This window comes from Oleiphilus sp. HI0043, assembly GCF_001634935.1.
On the sequence record NZ_LWEY01001533.1, the window covers coordinates 19,672 to 38,705 of the forward strand.

20 protein-coding genes are annotated in these 19,034 nt (G+C 44.3%); 6 read left to right on the plus strand and 14 right to left on the minus strand.

Annotated features, from left to right (window positions below):
* Positions 1-55: 55 nt before the first annotated feature.
* The 6 genes from A3729_RS22500 to A3729_RS22530 all read right to left on the minus strand — a co-directional run bounded on the left by A3729_RS22500 (position 56) and on the right by A3729_RS22530 (position 6,838).
* A complete protein-coding gene (locus A3729_RS22500; RefSeq protein WP_068554147.1) occupies positions 56-1,294 on the minus strand; it encodes a heme biosynthesis protein HemY in 1,239 nt (412 codons plus the stop codon).
* Entirely contained in the window at positions 1,291-2,433 is a 1,143-nt protein-coding gene (locus A3729_RS22505) for a uroporphyrinogen-III C-methyltransferase (protein ID WP_068750210.1), read from the minus strand. The genes A3729_RS22500 and A3729_RS22505 overlap by 4 nt, the downstream gene beginning before the upstream one ends.
* A gap of 29 nt (positions 2,434-2,462) precedes the next feature.
* Entirely contained in the window at positions 2,463-3,263 is an 801-nt protein-coding gene (locus tag A3729_RS22510) for a uroporphyrinogen-III synthase (RefSeq protein ID WP_068514507.1), read from the minus strand.
* Positions 3,264-3,267: 4 nt separating this feature from the next.
* Positions 3,268-4,218 carry a hydroxymethylbilane synthase gene (hemC, locus tag A3729_RS22515; protein WP_068634303.1) on the minus strand — a complete coding sequence of 317 codons (951 nt, stop codon included), beginning with the start codon at positions 4,216-4,218 and terminating at the stop codon, positions 3,268-3,270.
* 775 nt (positions 4,219-4,993) lie between these two features.
* On the minus strand, positions 4,994-5,752 hold the full coding sequence (locus A3729_RS22525; RefSeq protein WP_068514509.1) for a LytTR family DNA-binding domain-containing protein: 759 nt from the start codon (positions 5,750-5,752) through the stop codon (positions 4,994-4,996).
* A gap of 3 nt (positions 5,753-5,755) precedes the next feature.
* Positions 5,756-6,838: a sensor histidine kinase gene (locus A3729_RS22530; protein WP_082865346.1), complete on the minus strand. Its 1,083-nt coding sequence runs from the start codon at positions 6,836-6,838 to the stop codon at positions 5,756-5,758.
* A 114-nt stretch (positions 6,839-6,952) separates the two neighbouring features.
* On the opposite strand from A3729_RS22530, the gene argH reads away from it, so the two are divergent.
* Entirely contained in the window at positions 6,953-8,386 is a 1,434-nt protein-coding gene (argH, locus tag A3729_RS22535) for an argininosuccinate lyase (protein WP_068514510.1), read from the plus strand.
* Here the strand turns inward: argH and A3729_RS22540 are convergent.
* Entirely contained in the window at positions 8,383-8,763 is a 381-nt protein-coding gene (locus tag A3729_RS22540) for a YbaN family protein (protein ID WP_068554137.1), read from the minus strand. The genes argH and A3729_RS22540 overlap by 4 nt on opposite strands.
* 160 nt (positions 8,764-8,923) lie before the next feature.
* On the opposite strand from A3729_RS22540, the gene A3729_RS22545 reads away from it, so the two are divergent.
* Together A3729_RS22545 and A3729_RS34275 are read left to right on the plus strand one after the other, a co-directional pair.
* A complete protein-coding gene (locus A3729_RS22545) occupies positions 8,924-9,418 on the plus strand; it encodes a peptidylprolyl isomerase (protein ID WP_068514515.1) in 495 nt (164 codons plus the stop codon).
* A gap of 85 nt (positions 9,419-9,503) precedes the next feature.
* Entirely contained in the window at positions 9,504-10,199 is a 696-nt protein-coding gene (locus A3729_RS34275) for an FKBP-type peptidyl-prolyl cis-trans isomerase (protein ID WP_068514517.1), read from the plus strand.
* A gap of 74 nt (positions 10,200-10,273) precedes the next feature.
* Here A3729_RS34275 and A3729_RS22555 read toward each other — a convergent pair whose 3' ends face one another.
* Positions 10,274-11,014 carry a hypothetical protein gene (locus tag A3729_RS22555; RefSeq protein ID WP_068514520.1) on the minus strand — a complete coding sequence of 247 codons (741 nt, stop codon included), beginning with the start codon at positions 11,012-11,014 and terminating at the stop codon, positions 10,274-10,276.
* Between the two features lie 69 nt (positions 11,015-11,083).
* Positions 11,084-11,380, minus strand: a complete 297-nt coding sequence (locus tag A3729_RS22560; RefSeq protein ID WP_068514521.1) for a PilZ domain-containing protein — start codon at positions 11,378-11,380, stop codon at positions 11,084-11,086.
* Positions 11,381-11,600: 220 nt separating this feature from the next.
* On the opposite strand from A3729_RS22560, the gene A3729_RS22565 reads away from it, so the two are divergent.
* The gene (locus A3729_RS22565) at positions 11,601-13,043 is read left to right on the plus strand and encodes an aspartate kinase (protein WP_068514525.1); all 1,443 of its coding nucleotides are present in this window, start codon (positions 11,601-11,603) and stop codon (positions 13,041-13,043) included.
* Between the two features lie 41 nt (positions 13,044-13,084).
* Positions 13,085-14,137, plus strand: a complete 1,053-nt coding sequence (locus A3729_RS22570) for an AI-2E family transporter (RefSeq protein ID WP_068514528.1) — start codon at positions 13,085-13,087, stop codon at positions 14,135-14,137.
* A 14-nt stretch (positions 14,138-14,151) separates the two neighbouring features.
* On the opposite strand, the gene A3729_RS22575 is transcribed toward A3729_RS22570, so the two are convergent.
* From A3729_RS22575 to A3729_RS22590, 4 genes are all read right to left on the minus strand, one after another.
* On the minus strand, positions 14,152-14,706 hold the full coding sequence (locus A3729_RS22575; RefSeq protein ID WP_068514531.1) for a hypothetical protein: 555 nt from the start codon (positions 14,704-14,706) through the stop codon (positions 14,152-14,154).
* Positions 14,707-14,917: 211 nt separating this feature from the next.
* On the minus strand, positions 14,918-15,163 hold the full coding sequence (locus A3729_RS22580; protein ID WP_068514535.1) for a YfhL family 4Fe-4S dicluster ferredoxin: 246 nt from the start codon (positions 15,161-15,163) through the stop codon (positions 14,918-14,920).
* Positions 15,164-15,222: 59 nt separating this feature from the next.
* Positions 15,223-15,693: a pantetheine-phosphate adenylyltransferase gene (gene coaD / locus A3729_RS22585; RefSeq protein ID WP_068634304.1), complete on the minus strand. Its 471-nt coding sequence runs from the start codon at positions 15,691-15,693 to the stop codon at positions 15,223-15,225.
* 208 nt (positions 15,694-15,901) lie between these two features.
* Positions 15,902-17,365 carry a coniferyl aldehyde dehydrogenase gene (locus tag A3729_RS22590; protein ID WP_369820153.1) on the minus strand — a complete coding sequence of 488 codons (1,464 nt, stop codon included), beginning with the start codon at positions 17,363-17,365 and terminating at the stop codon, positions 15,902-15,904.
* A 265-nt stretch (positions 17,366-17,630) separates the two neighbouring features.
* Here A3729_RS22590 and A3729_RS22595 point away from each other — a divergent pair, with 265 nt between their 5' ends.
* Complete coding sequence (locus A3729_RS22595; RefSeq protein ID WP_068514544.1) at positions 17,631-18,293, plus strand: TetR/AcrR family transcriptional regulator; 663 nt, start codon at positions 17,631-17,633, stop codon at positions 18,291-18,293.
* On the opposite strand, the gene yihA is transcribed toward A3729_RS22595, so the two are convergent.
* Complete coding sequence (gene yihA / locus A3729_RS22600) at positions 18,290-18,955, minus strand: ribosome biogenesis GTP-binding protein YihA/YsxC (RefSeq protein ID WP_068508187.1); 666 nt, start codon at positions 18,953-18,955, stop codon at positions 18,290-18,292. The genes A3729_RS22595 and yihA overlap by 4 nt on opposite strands.
* Positions 18,956-19,034 lie beyond the last annotated feature (79 nt).

The following is a 19,034-nucleotide window of genomic DNA, read 5'->3' on the forward strand; positions in this document are numbered from 1 at the left end:
GTGGCGCAAGCATGATGGTTTTAGAGCCAAGCAGAAATACTGTCTAGCTCAGTGGCTATCGAGACTCAGGTAGGGGCAATTTTGGCAGCTCAAGATTCTCGATAAGCCCTTCGAATACTTCTTTGTCGGCATTATTTTTCGCATTTAGGCGTATATTCAGGCGACATAGCTCCGCGAGACTTTCCTTGTTTTCGTGTAGTTTGTTGCTCGCTTCAAAGTATTCTTGAGCTTTCCCCCATAAACCATTTCTTAGGCAAAGCCTACCAAGTGCTAGCAATAAGCTGGCATTGTTGGGTCTGCTTTTTAGCCATTGTTCGGCGTGGATCAGTTGCTCGGAAGTGTTTTGAGCGGCGACCATTCCATAGACGCGAACCAGCCTGTCGTCCCATTTCTTTTCCAAGGCTTTTCGGATTAAGGTTTCGCACTCGTGATCGTTGTTAAGGCGAATAAGCTGTAGTGCGTACGTTTCAAGCAACTGCGCGTCGAATTGTAATGGTGTTGGTACACACTGCCATAAACCTGCGAGAATATCGTCGGCAGCGTCTTGTTGAGCGCGGTTAATTAGCTCGTCGGTTTTCTGTACAAAAAGATTATTCCAGGCGAGAGACTCGACGGCTTTGATTTCATCAGTGCCGAGTTTGGCATCTTTTTGCAAGGAGGGCAGGAGCTTTATCAGGTTGTGCCAATCTTCTAATTTTAAGTATACCGACTTCAAGAGCTTTAGAACGAAGGGGTGATGCGCCTGTTGTTTATGCAGGCGTAATAGTGTTGCTAAGCAAGGTTCATATTGCCCTTGTTGGTACTGGATTTGTGCTTGAGCGATCCCCACAGCAAAGTCGGAGTCCTCGGTGCTGTCATAGGCTTTCTTCAGCATTAGCTCAGCATCCTTAACCTGCCCTAACTCGTTGGAAGCGTGAGCGGCGGCTAAGTAGTTAATTAAGGGCTTATGGGACTTGGTAGCAGATTTAGATAATAGCTTGCTCGCTACGCCCCAGTTGCCTTCAAGTAGTGCAATTAGACCTTTCTCGGTTTTTATCGTAGCTCTTGACTCGGCGGAACGGCCAAACCACTTAGATACAGACTTGCTTGAATGCACCAGTTTACGTTTCAGCCCTAGTAGCCATACCAATAAAGTAAGCAAAATAGCGATAGCGAGTGCGGCGATGACCAGATTACTTTCTATTAGCCAGTTTCCATAAGATATTCGAACATATCCGGGGTCATGGCTGACAATCGCTGAAACACCAAGCGCTAGAGCCATGCCGACAATAATCAACACGAGTAAACGCTTCATGGTGTTGGCTCCTGCTTGGTACTGTTATCTGTGCTTGAAGGTGTCGGGTTGGAAAGTTTGCCTAAGCTATGGTTAAGATACATGGCTTCAATTTTTGTCTTCAGTAAGCGTAATGACTTTGAAATATCGGGTGTTTCGTAGCTTATTTGAAGTGTTTGCATACTTTTGAGTTTAGAAATCAGAGTTTTCGTTTGTTTGTCCTGAGTATCAAAGTAGTTCTCTAGCCAAATGCTTGCTTGTTTTAAGCTGTGAGTAAAAATAGCCTGGTTTTGCTCTAGTAAGGCAAGGTTTGCTTGTTCGAGCATCAGTCTTAGATTCTGCTTCAGATAATAATTTTGCTCAGGCGCCATAAGAGGCGCGACAGGGTGATCCAAACGCCGGATCAATACTGCTTTCTTTAGCTCGCCCCATACTTCCAGCCATGCTTGCTTCCATGCGGGAAGATCTGAAGTTTGTGATGAACGCTGGCTTGGTGTTTGTTCTGGCTCTGGCTTGCTCGTGTCTAAATAAGCGCTTTCTTTTAAGCCGTCTAAAGAAGAAATGATAGCCGAGAGTTGCATAAACATACCTTCACGGTCGAGGTGAGAAAGCTGTTGTAAGCTAAGAATCTCTTGATTGAGTGCTGCACGAACTGGGAGTAAGCCTGGGTCATTGATTTCGGCCAGCACTTTATCGGCAGATATCATGACTGCCTCAGCATTTTTTAAGTCGCGCTCAAGAAGAAGTCTTTGGTTGGCGAGATGTAATAAATACTCGGCCTCAGCAAGTAGCCAGTCAGCACGACTGCTGGCACCCATTTCTGTTAGCTTCTCGGTGTTATATAAACTTTGCCTATCGAGCTGAGTCAGTATCTGACTTTGTTGTTGTTTGTCTGCTTCTAGGTTTTTCAAACGTCGCTCGAGGCTTTGCTCTAAGTATTGAACTCGTTGTTGTGCGCTCTTATTTTGTGAATCTAGGTGCGACAGTAGTGTGTTTTGTTGCGACAGGTTTTGCCAGAAGTAAATTGCGCTAGCGATCGAAAACGCAGCTATTAGAGCAATGACCAGTATTAGCAGCCAAGAAAGGTTTTTCTTCTTTTTAGCTTGAGGGGCTGGCTTCTTTACATCTGCTGCAGGTAGCGTTTCGTTTGCGTCAGTCACGTGTTGTCCTGTTTTTTGTTGGTTGGCACTTACAAGCTGGCTTTTTTGATGCACTTTACAATGTCCATCGGCATAAGGTTTTCCGAGATCAAAGTGTTCTTCAATCCGTGTTCATATGCAATATTGGCCACTCTGATACTGGGTAGTATAAAAGACCTGTCAGATAAGTCGATATTGTGTTCACTGCAATGAGCAAGCAGGTTAGTCAGTGTTTCACCGCTTAGTGTAATAATAAAGTCTGGCGCAAAGTCGTCAATGCTTTGTTGCAGTATGCTTTGATCATAGTCTGGTTTCGAGCGTTGGTATAGCGATATGCTATCTACTTGCGCACCTCGAGCAAGAAGTTGGCTTTGTAAAGCCTGGCGACCATGCTTACCCTTGAGGATGAGTATTTTTTCGTCTTGAACTGTTTTGAGGTCTTTGTTCTCTAATAGTTTTTCACTGCTCAGGTCTTGACCTGGCGATACGATATCCAGACTTGTCGAGTTTAAGGCTTCAGCGGTTTTGCGGCCAATGGCATACCATTTTTGTCCGACAGGTGCTTGTGGCCAATAGTGATCTATTTGTTCAAGGCCTAGATCAGCTGCGTGTTGGCTGACGACAATTACATGCTGGTATTGGTCTAAATCGAGGATGTGCTGTCGCTCGATCGCGCTAATCTCAAGCGCATCGATTTTTAGCATTGGCAGTTTTTTGCACTGGGCTCCTAAGGCTTCGAGAGCTTTTGATAATTCCGTGGCGGAGGGTTCGGGGCGGCAGATTAGAATCTTGCTTGAACTGAGCAGGCCTAGTCGCTTGAAAGCCTGCTCGGTAACGAGTTTATTTGTCATTGGCTTAAACTTGAGCTTTGTTATAGACAGCTTCTAGTAAAGGGCCTGCACCCATTTCAAGCAGAGCTTCCGCTACGGCAACACCCAGCTCTTCACATTGAGCTTGTGGGCCGCTTAAGCTTGTTTTAAGGATGGTTGCGCCATCTTCTGAGGCAACTAAGCCGGTGAGTGTCAGTGTCTCGCTTTCTAAGGTTGCATATCCGGCGATTGGAACCTGACAGCCACCATGGAGCCGGTGATTCATTGCGCGTTCAGCTTTTACGCAGAACTCGCTTTCTGGGTGAATGAGGGGCGCCAATAATTTTTTAATATCCTCATCCTTGCTTCTGCACTCAATGCCTAGAGCGCCTTGGCCAACAGCTGGAAGTGATTGCTCAGCCGATATGACGCTTTTGATGCGTTCATTGAATTCAAGTCTTTTGAGTCCAGAGGCTGCAAGAATAATGGCGTCATACTCGCCTGCATCGAGCTTTGCCAGACGAGTATTAACATTGCCTCTTAAAGGGCGAATATCTAGGTCTGGGCGAGAGGCGGCCAGTTGGCTATGCCTGCGTAGGCTTGAGGTGCCAACAACTGCACCTTCTGGAAGTTGATCGATCGAGTCGTATTGATTACTAACGAAAGCATCGAAGGGGTTTTCCCGCTCACAAATAACGGCTAGCTCAAGACCTTCGGGGAACTCCATAGGGACATCTTTCATTGAGTGGACGGCGATATCTGAAATGCCTTCTAGCATTGATGCTTCAAGCTCTTTTACAAATAAGCCTTTGCCACCGATTTTAGCAAGGGGGACGTCTAGAATCTTATCCCCTTTGGTTGTCATGCCATTAATATTGACTTCCAAGCCTGGGTATAAAGCTTCAAGTTGAGACTTTATATAACGGCTTTGCCACAACGCTAAAGCACTTTCACGAGAAGCAATATTGAGGGTCTTGATTGGGCTTGATGTAGACATGTTCGAGTCGTTCACTATTGGCAAATGGAGTGGGTGCTATATATTGAATTGCGTCGCTATTTGTATTGGTGGTGAAACCAAATAAAGAATAGTGAGCTAGATACAGCCTGTTATGGCGACTTAGTATAACGGAACTGGAAATAAAGTCGAAAAGATACAAATCAAGTGAAGATCACTTTTATTTCTTGGGCGCTTACTTGAGTCAAACTTGGCTATATGAAGGTTAGAAGTTAAGTGTTAATTTAACTTCCAGTCGATCTTGTTTAAGATTTAGTCGATACTTTGTTCTATCTGCAAGGTCATTAAAATTGCGAATGACGGAATCTGTGCAATTCTTTCCCCCGCTTAAGAGAGAATCGATATCAAATTTAAGCACGTGCTTAGAGAAGGATTTGATCGCTGTACTATAGGAAAATTTAGTGTCAGATGAGCTCTCGATGAGGATAGTATCATCATCACCGCTATTGCTGCGTGAGTTTTCAAAAGCTAGAGTATTAAATGACAGACACAGACATAACAAGCCTATTACGAACAAAGCGCGCTTGGTCATTGTTGATGTGTGTGTGTTGTTCAAATCGTCCACTCCATTTGATGAAGACTACCTATTCAATGATAAGAGATCTCCCTGTAGCGGTGTGTAACATTTGGTTAGATCGAGAGGGTATTTCGAAAAACTTCATTTATTGAGGTAAAGAGAGAGGATAAAGTGTGAACAGGTTCTCTAAGTTGTTGAGTGGAAGCTCATTTTTATTCTAGAAGGTGCTTAGTTGCAGTCTTAGGCTTGAAAGGATTGTTCACTTATTCTTTGCTTGAGTTCGCTTACGTGTCGACGACTGACGAGAATGCGAAAGTCGGTATTGCGTATATGTATGTAGTAGTGGCCATCGGAGCTCTTGTGCATTGCTGAGATGTGTTTGGCATTGACCAGTGTATTGCGATGGGCACGCAGGAGCTTGTCTGGGTGAGCTTGTTCCAACTCCTTTAATGTTTGGTCACTTAGGGTTTCACCGTTTGCATGGACAACGGTAAGGTACTTCTGTTCGGATCTAAAAAAGTAAATCGAGTCGAAAGGAAGTAACTCCTGGCCTTGCCAACTGTGTGCGACAAAATGAGCTTCTTCGTTACTATCCTGCTCCTTGATAGATTTTAGCTGCAGTTGATTAACATGCTTTGCTTGAGCCAGAGCACTTTCCAGCTCTTCGCCTCGAACGGGTTTTAACAAGTAACCCATGGCCTGCTTTTTAAAGGCGTCGATGGCATACTCGTCATAGGCGGTGCAAAAGATCATGGCAGGAGGGTGCGGCTTTTTTGCCAGAGCGCTGGCCACTTCCAGGCCATCAATACCTGGCATTCTGATATCCAGAAGCGCAATATCAGGCTTAAGCTCCTCAATCCGTACCAAGGCTTGTTCACCATTTTCAGCTTCACCGCAAACCTGATAGTTACAATTTCGTTCAATTAAACGCTTTAGGCGCTCTCTTGCCAAGCTCTCATCATCGACGATAAATACACTAATAGGGCTGTTTGCTGTCATATCTTAGTTAACCGGAATACGTAAAGTAACGGTAAAAATATTGTTTAGTTGGCTAGTCTTTAATATAGCGCCTGAGCCGAAAATTGCCTGGAGCCTGCTGCTAATATTGTCTAATGCGATTTGGTTTCCGTGTCGTGCCTGTTTTTCTGGGTCAAAAGGGTTTGAGATCAAAATGTATAAATGATCTCTTTTGAGTTCGGTTTCAATGCTAATAGTGCCGCCTTCAGTTAGCGGTTGAATACCATGATAAATCGCATTTTCTACTAATGGTTGTAGGGTTAAAGGGGGGATCAATACCTTTTTCTTGGCGTTGTTGAGCTTCCACTCAATCTTTAGCCTGTTTCCTAATCTAAGGGCTTCAATATTCAAGTATCGTCGGCATAGCTCAATTTCTTCACGAACCGGAATCAGAGAAGTTTGGTTGTTTAATGTAGCCCTGAAAATGGTTGATAGATCTATGACTGCATCTTCGGCTTTTTGTGGATCGATTGCGATCAGGCTGGCGATGCTGTTCATGCTATTAAACAGAAAGTGAGGACGAATTCTAGCCTGCAGTGCTTGGATGCGCGCTCGAAGTTCTGCTTGGCGCTGTTCTCGCCATTGGTGTTGCAGGAAGAAATAACGCAGTAAGATGCTCGCGAGCATCGAGCTGATGAGTAAACTCTTTGATAGAAATAGTTCCGGTTTTGTAATGACGCCCGGCAGCAGGAAGTTGATGCCTAGCCAACTGAAAAACAGCGTGATGATGGCATTGCTAGATAAGAAGTAAATGCTGATAAATTTCGGGCTTTTGCCAAATAGAAATTTTCGGGTTGTACAGATTACCGCTGCAAAGCTGAGCGTGAGTGAGTGGCAGTAAATAGATAGCAGGCCTAGTTTATCCCAACTGATTAACTCGTTTGAACTCAAGACCAGACATAAAACCAGCGCTAGAAACTGGGTTAGGATCAGCAGAAACAGAACGGCATTGATTCGACAAAGGTCAGGAATGACAAAATTGGAGTTCTGCTCACTCCCTGAAGCTTGCTTAGAATCATCAGCATGGCTGTTTTTGTTTGGCTGTGATTGCTTGGCGTTTCTATGCATGATAAATGACTGGTTTCTTTACAAGGGATGACTAAGGCGTATTATTCGCTTTTGTGCTACAATGCGCGCCGCAATTTTGACTCCACAAATTTCAGTGTAGATGGGTAATCAAACATGAGCAATGCAAACGACAATAACGGCCAGCTAAATACGCAGAGTGATTCAAGTAAAGAAAAGCCATGGGGAGGACGCTTTACCGAGCCTACCGATGCTTTTGTTGAACAATTTACTGCGTCAGTAGAGTTTGATCAGCGTTTGTATTTCCACGATATCCAGGGCTCTATTGCGCATGCGACGATGCTGGCAAAAGTTGGCGTGCTGACTGAAGAAGAGAAAACGCAAATCATTCAGGGCTTGAAAGAGGTTCAGGCAGAAATCGAGAGTGGCAAATTCCAGTGGTCTGTCAAACTGGAAGATGTACATATGAACGTCGAGGCAGCCTTAACAGAAAAAATTGGTATCACGGGCAAGAAACTCCATACAGGGCGATCTCGAAATGACCAGGTTGCGACAGATATTCGTTTGTATCTACGAGATGAAATCGATGTGATTGCCAGTGAAATTACTCGTCTTCAGGATGGCATGGTAAGGCTTGCTAAGCGTGAGGCTGCAACAATAATGCCGGGCTTTACTCATTTGCAAACAGCTCAGCCAGTCACTTTTGGTCATCATATTCTTGCTTGGAACGAGATGCTTCAACGTGACTATGAGCGTTTGATGGACTGTCGTAAGCGCGTGAATATTATGCCGCTAGGTGCAGCAGCTTTGGCGGGAACGACTTATCCTATTGATCGTAGCATTACGGCCGAGTTATTAGGCTTTGACCGACCTAGTGAGAACTCTCTTGATTCAGTCAGTGATCGTGACTTTGCTATAGAGTTTTGTTCATTTGCCAGCTTGGTTATGATTCACTTATCGCGAGCTTCTGAAGAGTTGATTTTGTGGGCATCGGCTCAGTTTGATTTTATCGACTTGCCGGACCGCTTCTGTACTGGTTCGTCTATCATGCCGCAGAAGAAGAATCCAGATGTGCCAGAGTTGGTACGAGGCAAGTCGGGCCGGGTAACGGGTCATATGATTTCTCTATTGATGTTAATGAAGTCTCAGCCTTTGGCATACAACAAAGATAACCAGGAAGATAAAGAGCCATTATTTGATGTCTTGGATACCTTAAAAGGTTGTTTGAAGGCCTATGCTGATATGATTCCGGCGATTGAGGTGAAGGCTGAAAATATGAGAGAAGCAGCACGTAGGGGCTTTTCAACCGCGACTGACTTGGCTGATTATTTAGTCGTTAATGGTGTGGCTTTCCGTGATGCGCATGAAATTGTTGGTAAAGCCGTGGCATATGGTGTTGCTGAGGAAAAAGACCTTTCAGACATGACACTAGAAGAGTTGCAGGTGTTTAGCGATCAGATTCAAGAAGATGTATTTGACGTTCTGACGCTTGAAGGCTCTGTTAATGCACGAAATCACCTGGGCGGGACGGCACCTGCACAGGTTTCTGCTGCGGCTGACAGAGTTCTTGAAAAACTAGCTGCACGTTAACTTGTCGTGCCTGACTTGATTGGCAGGCGACAGATATAGGTTGTGACGCCGGCACCTATGCAGCTAAGCATAATGACGGCCCATAACTTGCCAATGATGAGTGCGGATAAAAGCATGCTTCCCCACATACATATTAGTATCCGGGTTCGAATGTTTTTGTCCAGGCCTTCGCCGCTTTTCCAAACTGAAATGATGGGGCCTAGCTTCGGGTGTTCGTGTAACCAGCGGTGAAAACGTTCCGATGAGTGAGTGAATAACCAGGCAGCTAATAGTAAGAAAGGTGTTGTCGGTAATATCGGCAAGAAAATACCAATCACGCCAAGGATGACGCAGAGCCACCCCAAGGAGGCAATAAGTATTTTGACGCTGCCTTTCATTACTACTTTCCTGACAAATACATTTACGGTTTTTCCATTGTAGACCTTTAAATAGCTTTCTATAAATATAGAGGCTATTTTTTGTAAAAAATTAGCGCATAGACACTATTCTACCAACGCGGGATAATGTGTCTTTTACTATTGATAAACGAGACTTCAGATGCAAATTAGCAAAGATAAAGTGGTAACCTTTCATTATAGACTATCGAATGAGCAAGGCAGTGAGCTGGAGACCTCTCATGGAGAAGACCCGGTTGCTTATTTGCATGGCCATGGAAATATTATTTCTGGTTTGGAAAAAGGCCTGGAAGGTCAGTCGGCAGAAGATGTTTTGACTGTGACGGTTGAACCTCAAGACGGCTATGGCCTGCGTAAAGAAGAAGCTGTTCAGCGCGTACCAATTAAGCACCTAGTGGGCGATAAAAAGCAAAATTCCAAGTTGAAGCCTGGTATGGTGGTTTCGATTAATACCGAAGAAGGTCCAAGGCAGGTTGTGGTATTAAAGGCAGGAAAGTTTAATGTCGATGTGGACACGAATCACCCTTTGGCCGGGCAGGTTTTGAGTTTCGATATTGAAATTCAGAGCGTCAGGGAAGCAACAGAAGATGAGTTGGCTCACGGGCATGCTCATGGTGTTGGTGGTCACCACCATTAACAAGTGCTAATGTTGCAAGCATAGAGATTTCACCAAAAAACAAGTAACGTGAGCGTTTTTAGAATGGCTTCTTCAGGAAATGAACATGAAAAAAACGCTTCTAGGCCTAGCTCTAATAGGTGCTTCTACTCTCAGCTATGCTGCTGAACCTCTAAAGTCTCTTGATACTCAAGATCAAAAAGTTAGCTATAGCTTTGGCTTGGTTCTAGGTAAGCGCATGACTAACGATATGCCTGATTTGCAAATCGACGTATTCGTCCAAGGTTTGAAAGATGCTTATAGTGGCAACCCTCAACTTATTACCGATGAGCAGGTCGCGCAGACTCTATCTGACTTTCAGCGAGACCTACAGCAAAAGCAGCTAGAAGAAGTTCAAAAAGCGGGTGAAGAAAACAAAAAAGCGGGGAAAGAATTCCTAGCTGAAAACAAGAACAAAGAAGGTATTGTTACCCTAGAGAGCGGCCTTCAGTATAAGGTTTTGACCGAAGGTAAAGGTCTGCAGCCTGGGCCGACAGATGTTGTGAAAGTTCACTATACCGGCTCTTTGATCAACGGTACGGTTTTTGATAGCTCGATTGATCGTGGTCAGCCAGTAAGTTTTCCGGTTAATGGTGTGATTGCTGGATGGACAGAAGCCCTTCAGTTGATGCCTACTGGTTCAAAGTGGCAGCTGTTTATTCCTTCGGACTTGGCATATGGTCCAAACGGTAACCGTTCTATCGGGCCGAATGAAACGTTGCTATTCGATGTCGAGTTGTTGGATATCGAAGCGAAAAAATAAAGTAGCTTAATCGTCAGTACTATCGAAAGAATACACAATGTATTCTTTCGAATCTCTTCTTCTTACTCTTATTATTAAAACACTACATTCAAACGAACTAGTCCGGGTATGCCCAAGATATCGCTATTGCTGAATATCATTGGGATAATATCGATATTGACTCGTTCATTATAAGACCAGCGGGTACCGACTAAGGCCGTTGTATCGCTATCGTCTTGCGTTGACATAACAACTTCAGCGCCAATCGAGAATAAGCCACTTTCTGTATCAATTAGACCAGCATAAGCGCCCAAACCTAATTCTAGGAATGTATCACTATTGTCTGCAATATCGCTGTAAATAAGAGATGGTGTGAGTGTGAATGTTGCTGCATCGGCCGAAATCGTGGCTGCGACCCCTAGCTTTAAATTAGTTTGATCGTTATTGCTGTTGTCAAAATCAATGACAGATAAGCCTGTTACCAAAGACCAAGCAAACTGATCTGTCGTTTGCTGATCACCTGATCTAATAGGCGGGAGCCCCCATTTTAGGCTAACGTCGTTCCCTGTAGAGGCGGTGTTAAGGCCTAGTCCACTATTCAAAATAAGCTCAGCCTGGGAAAGCCCGAGTCGAATACTGCCGCCATTTTGTAAACCGTTCGCACCACTGTGCAGGTCAATGGATATATGGTCGCCAGTGTTTACTTTACCCTGTTCAAGAAAGAACCCGCGTGAAGGAGGCGTATAAGCTTTTTTAAACGGCTCTTCAGCGGCGACAAAGGTGCTGGCAGAGGCACTGCAGGCAATAAGAGAATAGCTAAGAAGGTGGTTTTTCATGATTAGACGTTCCTTGATTTCACAGATATTAATTCAATTTGGCTAAGTTTAAATAGGGGGCAACTGATACTAGGAGATAAACTTCAGACCAATACCCGCAGGTTCCATTCGGACAATTTTCATTTTCAGTACAGGCGCTGTTTCTCCCATGCCCTGGACCTGGCCCTGGACAACGGTGCCGACCGGTGGCATAGGAATATTCTCTGTTAGAAGAAATACACCGCCATCGGAGATATCACGGGTAGTGACAATTTGATCGCCAATACTGGGGTGAGACACTTTAAGTTTACACTTCATTGGTGTCCGGTGCTCAGAGCGTTTGTCGGGCTGTGCGGATGTTGAGGTGTTTTCGTTTTCAATGGTCATTTTATTAGCAGGCCACTTAGCTTAAATAATTGCTCTGCATTATATCGATAATAAAAACGAATATCGCCAATCTAGCTTTAAGTTTTGGAAAGATTACATGGCTTGCAGTCTTTCAGTGAGGGCTAAAAATGAGGCAGATAGACAAATTTCGTTAATGGCGTAAAATAGCGCGTTTTTTACAGGCTAGTTCTCTAAAGCGTGTTGGTGATAGAAGGGTGTTATGAAATCGCATAGTGTTGAAAAGATCGGTGGAACGTCAATGAGTGATTATGTCGCTATTCGCGATAATATAATCAGCAAACCCTCAAGAGAGGATACGATCTATCAGCGTGTATTTGTGGTTTCAGCGTATGGCGGCATGACAGACGCTTTGTTAGAGCACAAAAAGACTAGCCAGCCAGGAATCTATGCGTTATTTGCCAACGGCTTGAAAGACAAGAGTTGGCACCAGGCGCTGCAGCAAGTGAAAGCTGATATGCAGGCCATAAACGCAGGCTTATTTGGTGAAGGTGAGCTTTTGCAGCAGGCGAATAGTTTTATTGGCGAGCGTCTGGATGATGCAGAGCAGTGTCTTGTTGATCTTCAAAGACTTTGTCAACACGGGCATTTTGAGCTTTCCGCACATTTGGCGACTGTTCGGGAAATGTTGGCGAGTATCGGTGAGGCTCATAGCGCTTGGAACACTGCAAAGCTTCTTGAACGTGACGGTTTCAATGCTTGTTTTGTTGATTTAACTGGCTGGCGCGCGGCACAGCATACCTCTTTGGATGAGCGGATCGTTGAAGCGTTTCAAGGCTTGGATTTGGCAAGTCAGATACCTATCGCGACGGGTTATGCGCATAGCGAGGAAGGCTTGATGTCTACTTTTGACCGTGGCTATAGTGAAATGACCTTTAGCCGCATCGCTGTATTGACCGAAGCGCGTGAAACCATCATCCATAAAGAATTTCACTTGAGCACGGCTGATCCTCGTTTGGTTGGTGAAGAAAATGCTATTCCTATCGGACGGACAAACTATGATGTTGCCGATCAGTTAGCTAACCTGGGAATGGAAGCTATTCACCCTAAAGCGGCCAAGGGTTTACGTAGTAACCGTATTCCTTTAAGAGTTAAGAATACTTTTGAGCCTGACCATCCTGGTACACTTATCACCGGAGACTATGTCAGTGACGAGCCTTGTGTCGAAATTATTGCAGGTTGCAAGGGCATCTATGCACTGGAAGTGTTCGATCAGGGGATGACGGGTAGTGTCGATACTTATGACCAGAAAATTCTTGAGCTGATCAGGCGCTTCAAAGGCCATGTTGTTTCTAAAGATATTAATGCGAACACCATTACTCATTATCTTGCTACAAACCTGAAAACAGTAAAGCGTATATACGGTGCTCTGGAAAAATGTTTTCCTGAGGCCGAGATTGACCAGTGCAAAGTTGCGATTGTTTCGGCGATTGGCAGTAATATGCAAGTGCCTGGTATGTTGGCGGTGACGGTCAAGGCGCTGGCACAGCAGGAAATTAGTGTTTTAGCAATGCATCAATCTATGCGACAAGTTGACATGCAGTTTGTTGTCAACGAAGACGACTATGACTTGGCGGTGAAGAGCCTGCATAGTAGCTTGGTCGAAATTCACAATCACGGTATCGCGATTTGCCCTGCTAATTAACAATTAGATCTCGTGGGAACATCCTGCTAAAGGAGTTGGCAATGCATCAGATCTCTGGGTTTTCATCGGCAGCACGTACGCTGTTTGTTTTGGCGGCATTTGTTATTGTGGTTGCAGGTATACGCGCTGCTGAGTCATTGATGGTGACGTTTCTACTCTCCGGTTTTTTTGCCATCATTTGTGCGCCTCCCTTTCTCTTTATGCAACGGAAAGGCTTGCCTGCCTGGCTGTCCTTGATACTGGTGGTTATTTTTATCAGCCTGGTGCAGTTGGTGATTATCTCTATTATTACCACTTCACTCACTGCTTTCTCAAATGACCTACCCCAGTACCAGATACGCCTGCAAGCATTGATGGGCGAACTAATCAGTGGCTTAAATTCCTGGGGCTTGGATATTCCAAAGGAAAAGTTAATGCAATTGTTTGACCCGTCAACGATTTTTAAGTTGGCGGTAAGCACTCTGGGGAACCTGGGTGGCGTTTTATCGAACTCCTTTCTGATTGTGTTAACAGTGATTTTTATGCTTTTTGAAGGTGTTTCATTGCCGGCAAAACTTCATAAGGCTTTCGGCGAAGACAGTACCTTGATGGAGCATATTGAATTATTTTTAGAGAATGTTAATCGTTATATGAGTATCAAGGTTGTAGTGAGCCTGGGAACGGGTGGGTTAATCTATATCTGGTTGCTTATTCTGGGGGTTGAATATCCCTTGTTGTGGGCTTTAATTGCTTATCTTCTAAATTTTGTACCGAATATTGGTTCCATTATCGCAGCAGTACCCGTGATGTTGTTGGCCTTAATTCAATTAGGGCCTTTGCATATGTTGTTGGTTGCAGCGGGTTATTTATTTGTTAATACCTTGATGGGCAATGTTATTGAGCCGCGCTATATGGGGCGGGGCTTAGGGCTTTCTACTTTGATTGTTTTCTTGTCTTTGGTATTTTGGGGTTGGGTGCTTGGGCCAGTGGGGATGTTACTGTCTGTCCCACTGACCATGCTGTTAAAAATTGCCTTTGAAAGCAGTGACGAGACCCGCTGGATCGCAATCATTATGGGGCCAGATGTTGCTCAAGAAAAAGATGAGAAGCGGTAGTTCTAAATGAGCAGCTACCAAAGATCCTCTTCATCTTGAGAGTCGCTTTGAATTAGAATCCTTTTGAGGTCTTTTTCTCTGTCTTTGCTATGAGCTTCGGCTAAATCAACTTTTTCGCCGTAAACTTCGAGCCAGGTACGTGAGCCAGGTAGCATGTGAGCCAGGTCATACATGCCGGTACGTAAGGCTTCTAGAAATTCTTGATTACCTTTTTCTTGTTCCATCACCACGTTAAGCAATTTAAGGTTGCTTGTATTGCCCAGTTGATCCTGGATAACGGGTAATATTTTCTTAAGGCTCTTTATTTGTTGAGTTTGAGCTTCGTTTTGGCTGGTCAATTCCGAGATTTGTAGCTGTAGCTCTTCAACGACTTCAAGGTTGACGGACTCTTCTTCTTCATCTCCGAAGACGGTGATCGTTATTACTGTAATCGAAACAGAAATAATCACGATTAGTAAGAGTGCGACAACCAGTAGTACTATTTTGTTCGTCCCGACACTCTCTTCCAGAGCAGTAATTCGTTGCTTTTCAGTGAGTGGCTCGTGCTCCACTTCATCTTTCTTGGCCATGGTCTATCCTACGTCGCGAATTTGATTATGAGCTCGGGAGGTGTGCATGTAGTCATGCTAAATCGAACAGAAGTTATGCGAACCCCGGTGAGCCCAGATAGTTTTAGTGTAGACCAAAACTATCTGAAGTACCTACCAAAGGAATGTGATTAATTGTGATATTAATACGAATATTACTAATTAACTTAGATAGTTAGCGCTATAAGTTCTATTAGCCTGTTAACTTTTCGTACTTATCCATTAATTCTGCTTCACTTTCCTTGTGATCAGGGTCTTTGGGAATGCAGTCTACAGGGCATACTTCGACACATTGTGGTTCGTCGTAATGGCCGACACACTCGGTGCATTTGCTCGGGTCAATAATATATATATCTTCACCGGGTGCGATGGCTTCATTGGGACACTCAGGCTCGCACACGTCGCAATTTATACAGTCATCTGTGATCATTAATGCCATGAAAAATACCTCTGCTATGATCTGATAAAAGTGGGGTTAAAGGTCAAAATACTATCCTGCTATCGCTCTTCTAAGGCCTTAATGACGGCTGGCGCTACAAACTCTGAAACATCACCGCCCAAAGAGGCAATTTCCCTAATTAAAGTGGAAGAGATATAAGAGAGGTGGTTGTCAGGAGTAAGAAACAAGCTTTCTGCTTCAGGAACCAAGCGCCGATTCATATCCGCTAGTTGAAATTCGAATTCAAAGTCTGAAACAGCACGTAAACCGCGTAGAATAACGTTGACCTTGTGCTCTTTTACAAACTCGGCCAATAAGCAGTCAAAGCCAATGACTTCTACATTATCGAGATGAGCCAAAACGTCCTTTGCCAGTTCAACCCGTTTTTCAAGTGGAAACATAGGGTTCTTTTTTGGGCTGGCTGCGACAGCAATAATAATGCGATCAAAAAGCTTTGCAGCACGCTCTACAAGATTGGTATGGCCGTTAGTAATTGGGTCAAAAGTGCCAGGATAAACGACAGTATTCATAGGGGGTCTTACTCCTGAAGCTGCGGAATACGATTGCAGTGCCTAAGTCAATTTTACAGTATTGGAAGTATAGACAACCAAGAACTAAAGAAGGGGCGGAATAGTAACCAAATTTCGGGTGGGTTGCTAGTCAGCTTGTTGTAAACAAGAAGTCTGCGCTGGCAAGATAGCCAGCGCATTTGAAGGGTTATCTCTATAAGGAGCTAGCTTATCGTAAGAAAATAGAGAATAAGGCCTTATGAATCAAGGTACCAAAAGGAGGGTAGGCAAACTTGGTACTGTTGAAATGATTCTTGCAGAATACTGATTTTGCATGAGAGAAGGTCAGGAAGCCTTGCTCGCCGTGGTAGGAGCCCATACCTGATTCACCAACGCCGCCAAAATGTAAGTCTTCTTGAGCAAAGTGAGAGACTGTGTCGTTAATGCAGACGCCGCCAGCTCGAACTTGTTCTAGTACATATTGCTGTTCGTCTTTGTCCATTCCAAAATAGTAAAGCGCCAAGGGCTGAGGGCGATCATTAATGAAGTCCAGAGCTTGGTCTAGCGACTTAGTGGGTAGGATTGGCAGGATTGGGCCAAAGAGTTCTTCTTGCATCACTAGCATATCATCAGTGGCATTTAGCACCAGGTGGATAGGCATCTTACGTGTACCGGTTTGCATATCTTCGTCAGCCGGGTTGCACTCAATAATCGTTGCGCCTTTGCTTTTTGCATCGTCCAGGTAAGATTGCAGGCGTGCGAGCTGTCGTTCATCGACTACGCTGGTGAAGTCAGTGTTGTGCTTCAGCGTTGGGTACATCTTGGCAAAGAAGTGTTGGAATCGATCAACGAAATGCTCCAGGCGGTGCTCTGGACAAAGAATGTAGTCAGGTGCAATGCAGGTTTGGCCAGCATTAAAAGCCTTACCAAAAACAATTGACTGTGTTGCATCGTCCATATTGACATCGTCAGAGATGATTGTTGGAGATTTGCCGCCAAGCTCAAGCGTGACGGGTGTTAAGTTAGCCGCCGCTGCTTTCATTACATGGCGGCCAACAGCCGTTGAACCGGTAAACAGTAAATGGTTCCATGGGATGCTAGAGAACTCAGTCGCGACTTCTGCATCACCCTGAACAATCGCAACCAGATCTTGAGGAAAGGTGTCGGAGATTAGTTGCTCGATTAGTGCAGAGGTCTGCGGTGTAAACTCTGACATCTTGATCATGGATCTGTTACCTGCAGCCAAAGCAGCGACAAGAGGGCCCATTGATAAAGACACGGTATAGTTCCAAGGCGAAATAATGCCAATAATCCCCAGCGGTTGATATTGCACAAAACCTGTCGCAGGTTGAAATAAAGGAGAGATCTTTTTCTTATCTTTGCTCATCCACGATTTCAGGTTTTTGATGTTGTAGTCGATGCCGTGAATGGTTGTCATTAGCTCAGCAAGTTTTGTTTCATCAGCAGAGCGGTTAGAAAAGTCGCTGGAAATTGTCTCGATAATCTCGTCTTGATTATCAAGAAGCATGCTTCTAAGTTTTTTAAGGTTTGCGACTCTTTCCTGATAAGAAGGCATTGGGTTTTTACGGAAAGCAGCTTTTTGCTCGGAAAAAATCTGATTCATGCGTTGGATTTGTTTTTTGCTTTCACTTATTTGAATGACTTCAGCAACCATGGGGATGAGCTCCGACAATATGTCTATCTGTTTGTGTTAGGCGAAAAATAGAAGAAAAACGAAAATAATCTACTTTTTACAATATACTTTATATTTTTAGAGTATATACTCTAAAAAGTCAACACTTAGAGATCAAAAATATGACTGCGAGTCATTTTTTAATTTTGGTGACCAGGATTGCATCCTGTTAAAAGCTATATATAGTGGCGCTGATCAGGTACAAGTACGCCTGACTTGAAGAGCTGCATAAGAAAATGTACATGATTGGGAGGTTAGTGAGTACATGAAAACCAAAGAAAAAATTGTATTGGCTGCGCTGGAGTTGTTTAACGAGCGTGGAGAGCGGAACGTATCGACTAACCATATTGCTGCTCACCTTGGAATGTCTCCCGGCAACCTGTATTACCACTTTAGAAATAAAAGCGACATTATTTACGAGATTTTTAAGAACTACGAGCTACTTGTAGATTCATATCTGAATGTGCCGAGCGGCAGAGCGATACATATAAATGATCTGATTACCTATTTGGATGCGGTCTTTAACGGTTTATGGGCTTATCGTTTCTTGCATAGAGATCTAGAGCATTTGCTGGACAGCGATGAGCGCCTGCGTGAAGATTATCGACGATTTACTTTACGTTGTTTGAGTGGTATCCAAAGCATTATTTATGCGATGGAGAAGAGTGAAATCTATCAGCCAATGGAAGATCAGCAGCGAAAGTCGAAAGCCTTAAATACCTGGTTGATTGTGACGAATTGGATGACTTACCTAAAAACTATCCAAAGTGCTGAGGACGAAGCGCAGGCGCTGAACCAGAAGAGTATTCAGCACGGTGTGTATCAAATACTCGACTATGTCATACCTTATTTGTATGAAGACAAACGGGCCTTAGCGCTGGAATTGCAGGAAAACTATCGCTTTGAAGGGATCGCGCCAAAAGTCTAATCTTCTTGGCTGTCTTCAGGGGAAGGGCTATTATCTAGCAAGCGCTGATTGATAATCTTGTCCAGAGCAAAGCGGCTTTCTTTTATGCCAGACTTTTTCAGGCTCGAAAACAAAATGACATCTTCCAGAGATTGGTGTGCTTCTAACTGCTTCTTAACCTGAAACATGACTTGCTTTGCAGGGCCAAACTTGAGTTTGTCGCTTTTAGTTAGAAGGATTAATGTCGGTAGCTGACATTCACTGGACCAGTCGAGTAGCATTTGGTCGAACTCGGTAAGAGGTTTGCGGATGTCCATGATAAGCACTAAGCCCGCAAGGCTTTCTCGGTTGCGTAGATAGTCATCGAGGTGCTTTCCCCATTCAGCTTTCAGGTCCAGGGATACCTTTGCAAAGCCATAGCCGGGCAGGTCGACTAGCCGAACCCCGGGCGTGCTAAGGGAAAAAAAGTTAATCAGTTGGGTTCTGCCGGGAGTCTTACTGGTTCGGGCAAGCTTCTTATTGTTAGTGATTGAGTTGATGGCTGAAGATTTTCCTGCATTGGAGCGACCGGCAAAGGCAACTTCAACGCCTTGGTCTGGCGGGCAGTTCTTGAGTTTTGATCCGCTTTGGCTGAAACGGGCGCTGTTGTAGGAGATATTCTTCGGCGTATTTGGGTGGTTCATGACTAACTCAATCAGAAAAAAGCACAGAATAAAAACCACTATTTAATGTAAGGGTTTTATCAGGAAGGGCTTAGTGTAT

What these genes read in the sequence shown, in the direction of transcription:
- A3729_RS22595 (WP_068514544.1), top strand. Translation starts at nt 17,631, where the DNA reads ATGAAAACCAAAGAAAAAATTGTATTGGCTGCGCTGGAGTTGTTTAAC.
- A3729_RS22545 (WP_068514515.1), top strand. Translation starts at nt 8,924, where the DNA reads ATGCAAATTAGCAAAGATAAAGTGGTAACCTTTCATTATAGACTATCG.
- A3729_RS34275 (WP_068514517.1), top strand. Translation starts at nt 9,504, where the DNA reads ATGAAAAAAACGCTTCTAGGCCTAGCTCTAATAGGTGCTTCTACTCTC.
- A3729_RS22540 (WP_068554137.1), bottom strand. Translation starts at nt 8,763, where the DNA reads ATGAAAGGCAGCGTCAAAATACTTATTGCCTCCTTGGGGTGGCTCTGC.
- yihA (WP_068508187.1), bottom strand. Translation starts at nt 18,955, where the DNA reads ATGAACCACCCAAATACGCCGAAGAATATCTCCTACAACAGCGCCCGT.
- A3729_RS22500 (WP_068554147.1), bottom strand. Translation starts at nt 1,294, where the DNA reads ATGAAGCGTTTACTCGTGTTGATTATTGTCGGCATGGCTCTAGCGCTT.
- coaD (WP_068634304.1), bottom strand. Translation starts at nt 15,693, where the DNA reads ATGAATACTGTCGTTTATCCTGGCACTTTTGACCCAATTACTAACGGC.
- A3729_RS22560 (WP_068514521.1), bottom strand. Translation starts at nt 11,380, where the DNA reads ATGACCATTGAAAACGAAAACACCTCAACATCCGCACAGCCCGACAAA.
- A3729_RS22570 (WP_068514528.1), top strand. Translation starts at nt 13,085, where the DNA reads ATGCATCAGATCTCTGGGTTTTCATCGGCAGCACGTACGCTGTTTGTT.
- hemC (WP_068634303.1), bottom strand. Translation starts at nt 4,218, where the DNA reads ATGTCTACATCAAGCCCAATCAAGACCCTCAATATTGCTTCTCGTGAA.
- A3729_RS22580 (WP_068514535.1), bottom strand. Translation starts at nt 15,163, where the DNA reads ATGGCATTAATGATCACAGATGACTGTATAAATTGCGACGTGTGCGAG.
- A3729_RS22530 (WP_082865346.1), bottom strand. Translation starts at nt 6,838, where the DNA reads ATGCATAGAAACGCCAAGCAATCACAGCCAAACAAAAACAGCCATGCT.
- A3729_RS22555 (WP_068514520.1), bottom strand. Translation starts at nt 11,014, where the DNA reads ATGAAAAACCACCTTCTTAGCTATTCTCTTATTGCCTGCAGTGCCTCT.
- A3729_RS22575 (WP_068514531.1), bottom strand. Translation starts at nt 14,706, where the DNA reads ATGGCCAAGAAAGATGAAGTGGAGCACGAGCCACTCACTGAAAAGCAA.
- argH (WP_068514510.1), top strand. Translation starts at nt 6,953, where the DNA reads ATGAGCAATGCAAACGACAATAACGGCCAGCTAAATACGCAGAGTGAT.
- A3729_RS22565 (WP_068514525.1), top strand. Translation starts at nt 11,601, where the DNA reads ATGAAATCGCATAGTGTTGAAAAGATCGGTGGAACGTCAATGAGTGAT.
- A3729_RS22510 (WP_068514507.1), bottom strand. Translation starts at nt 3,263, where the DNA reads ATGACAAATAAACTCGTTACCGAGCAGGCTTTCAAGCGACTAGGCCTG.
- A3729_RS22525 (WP_068514509.1), bottom strand. Translation starts at nt 5,752, where the DNA reads ATGACAGCAAACAGCCCTATTAGTGTATTTATCGTCGATGATGAGAGC.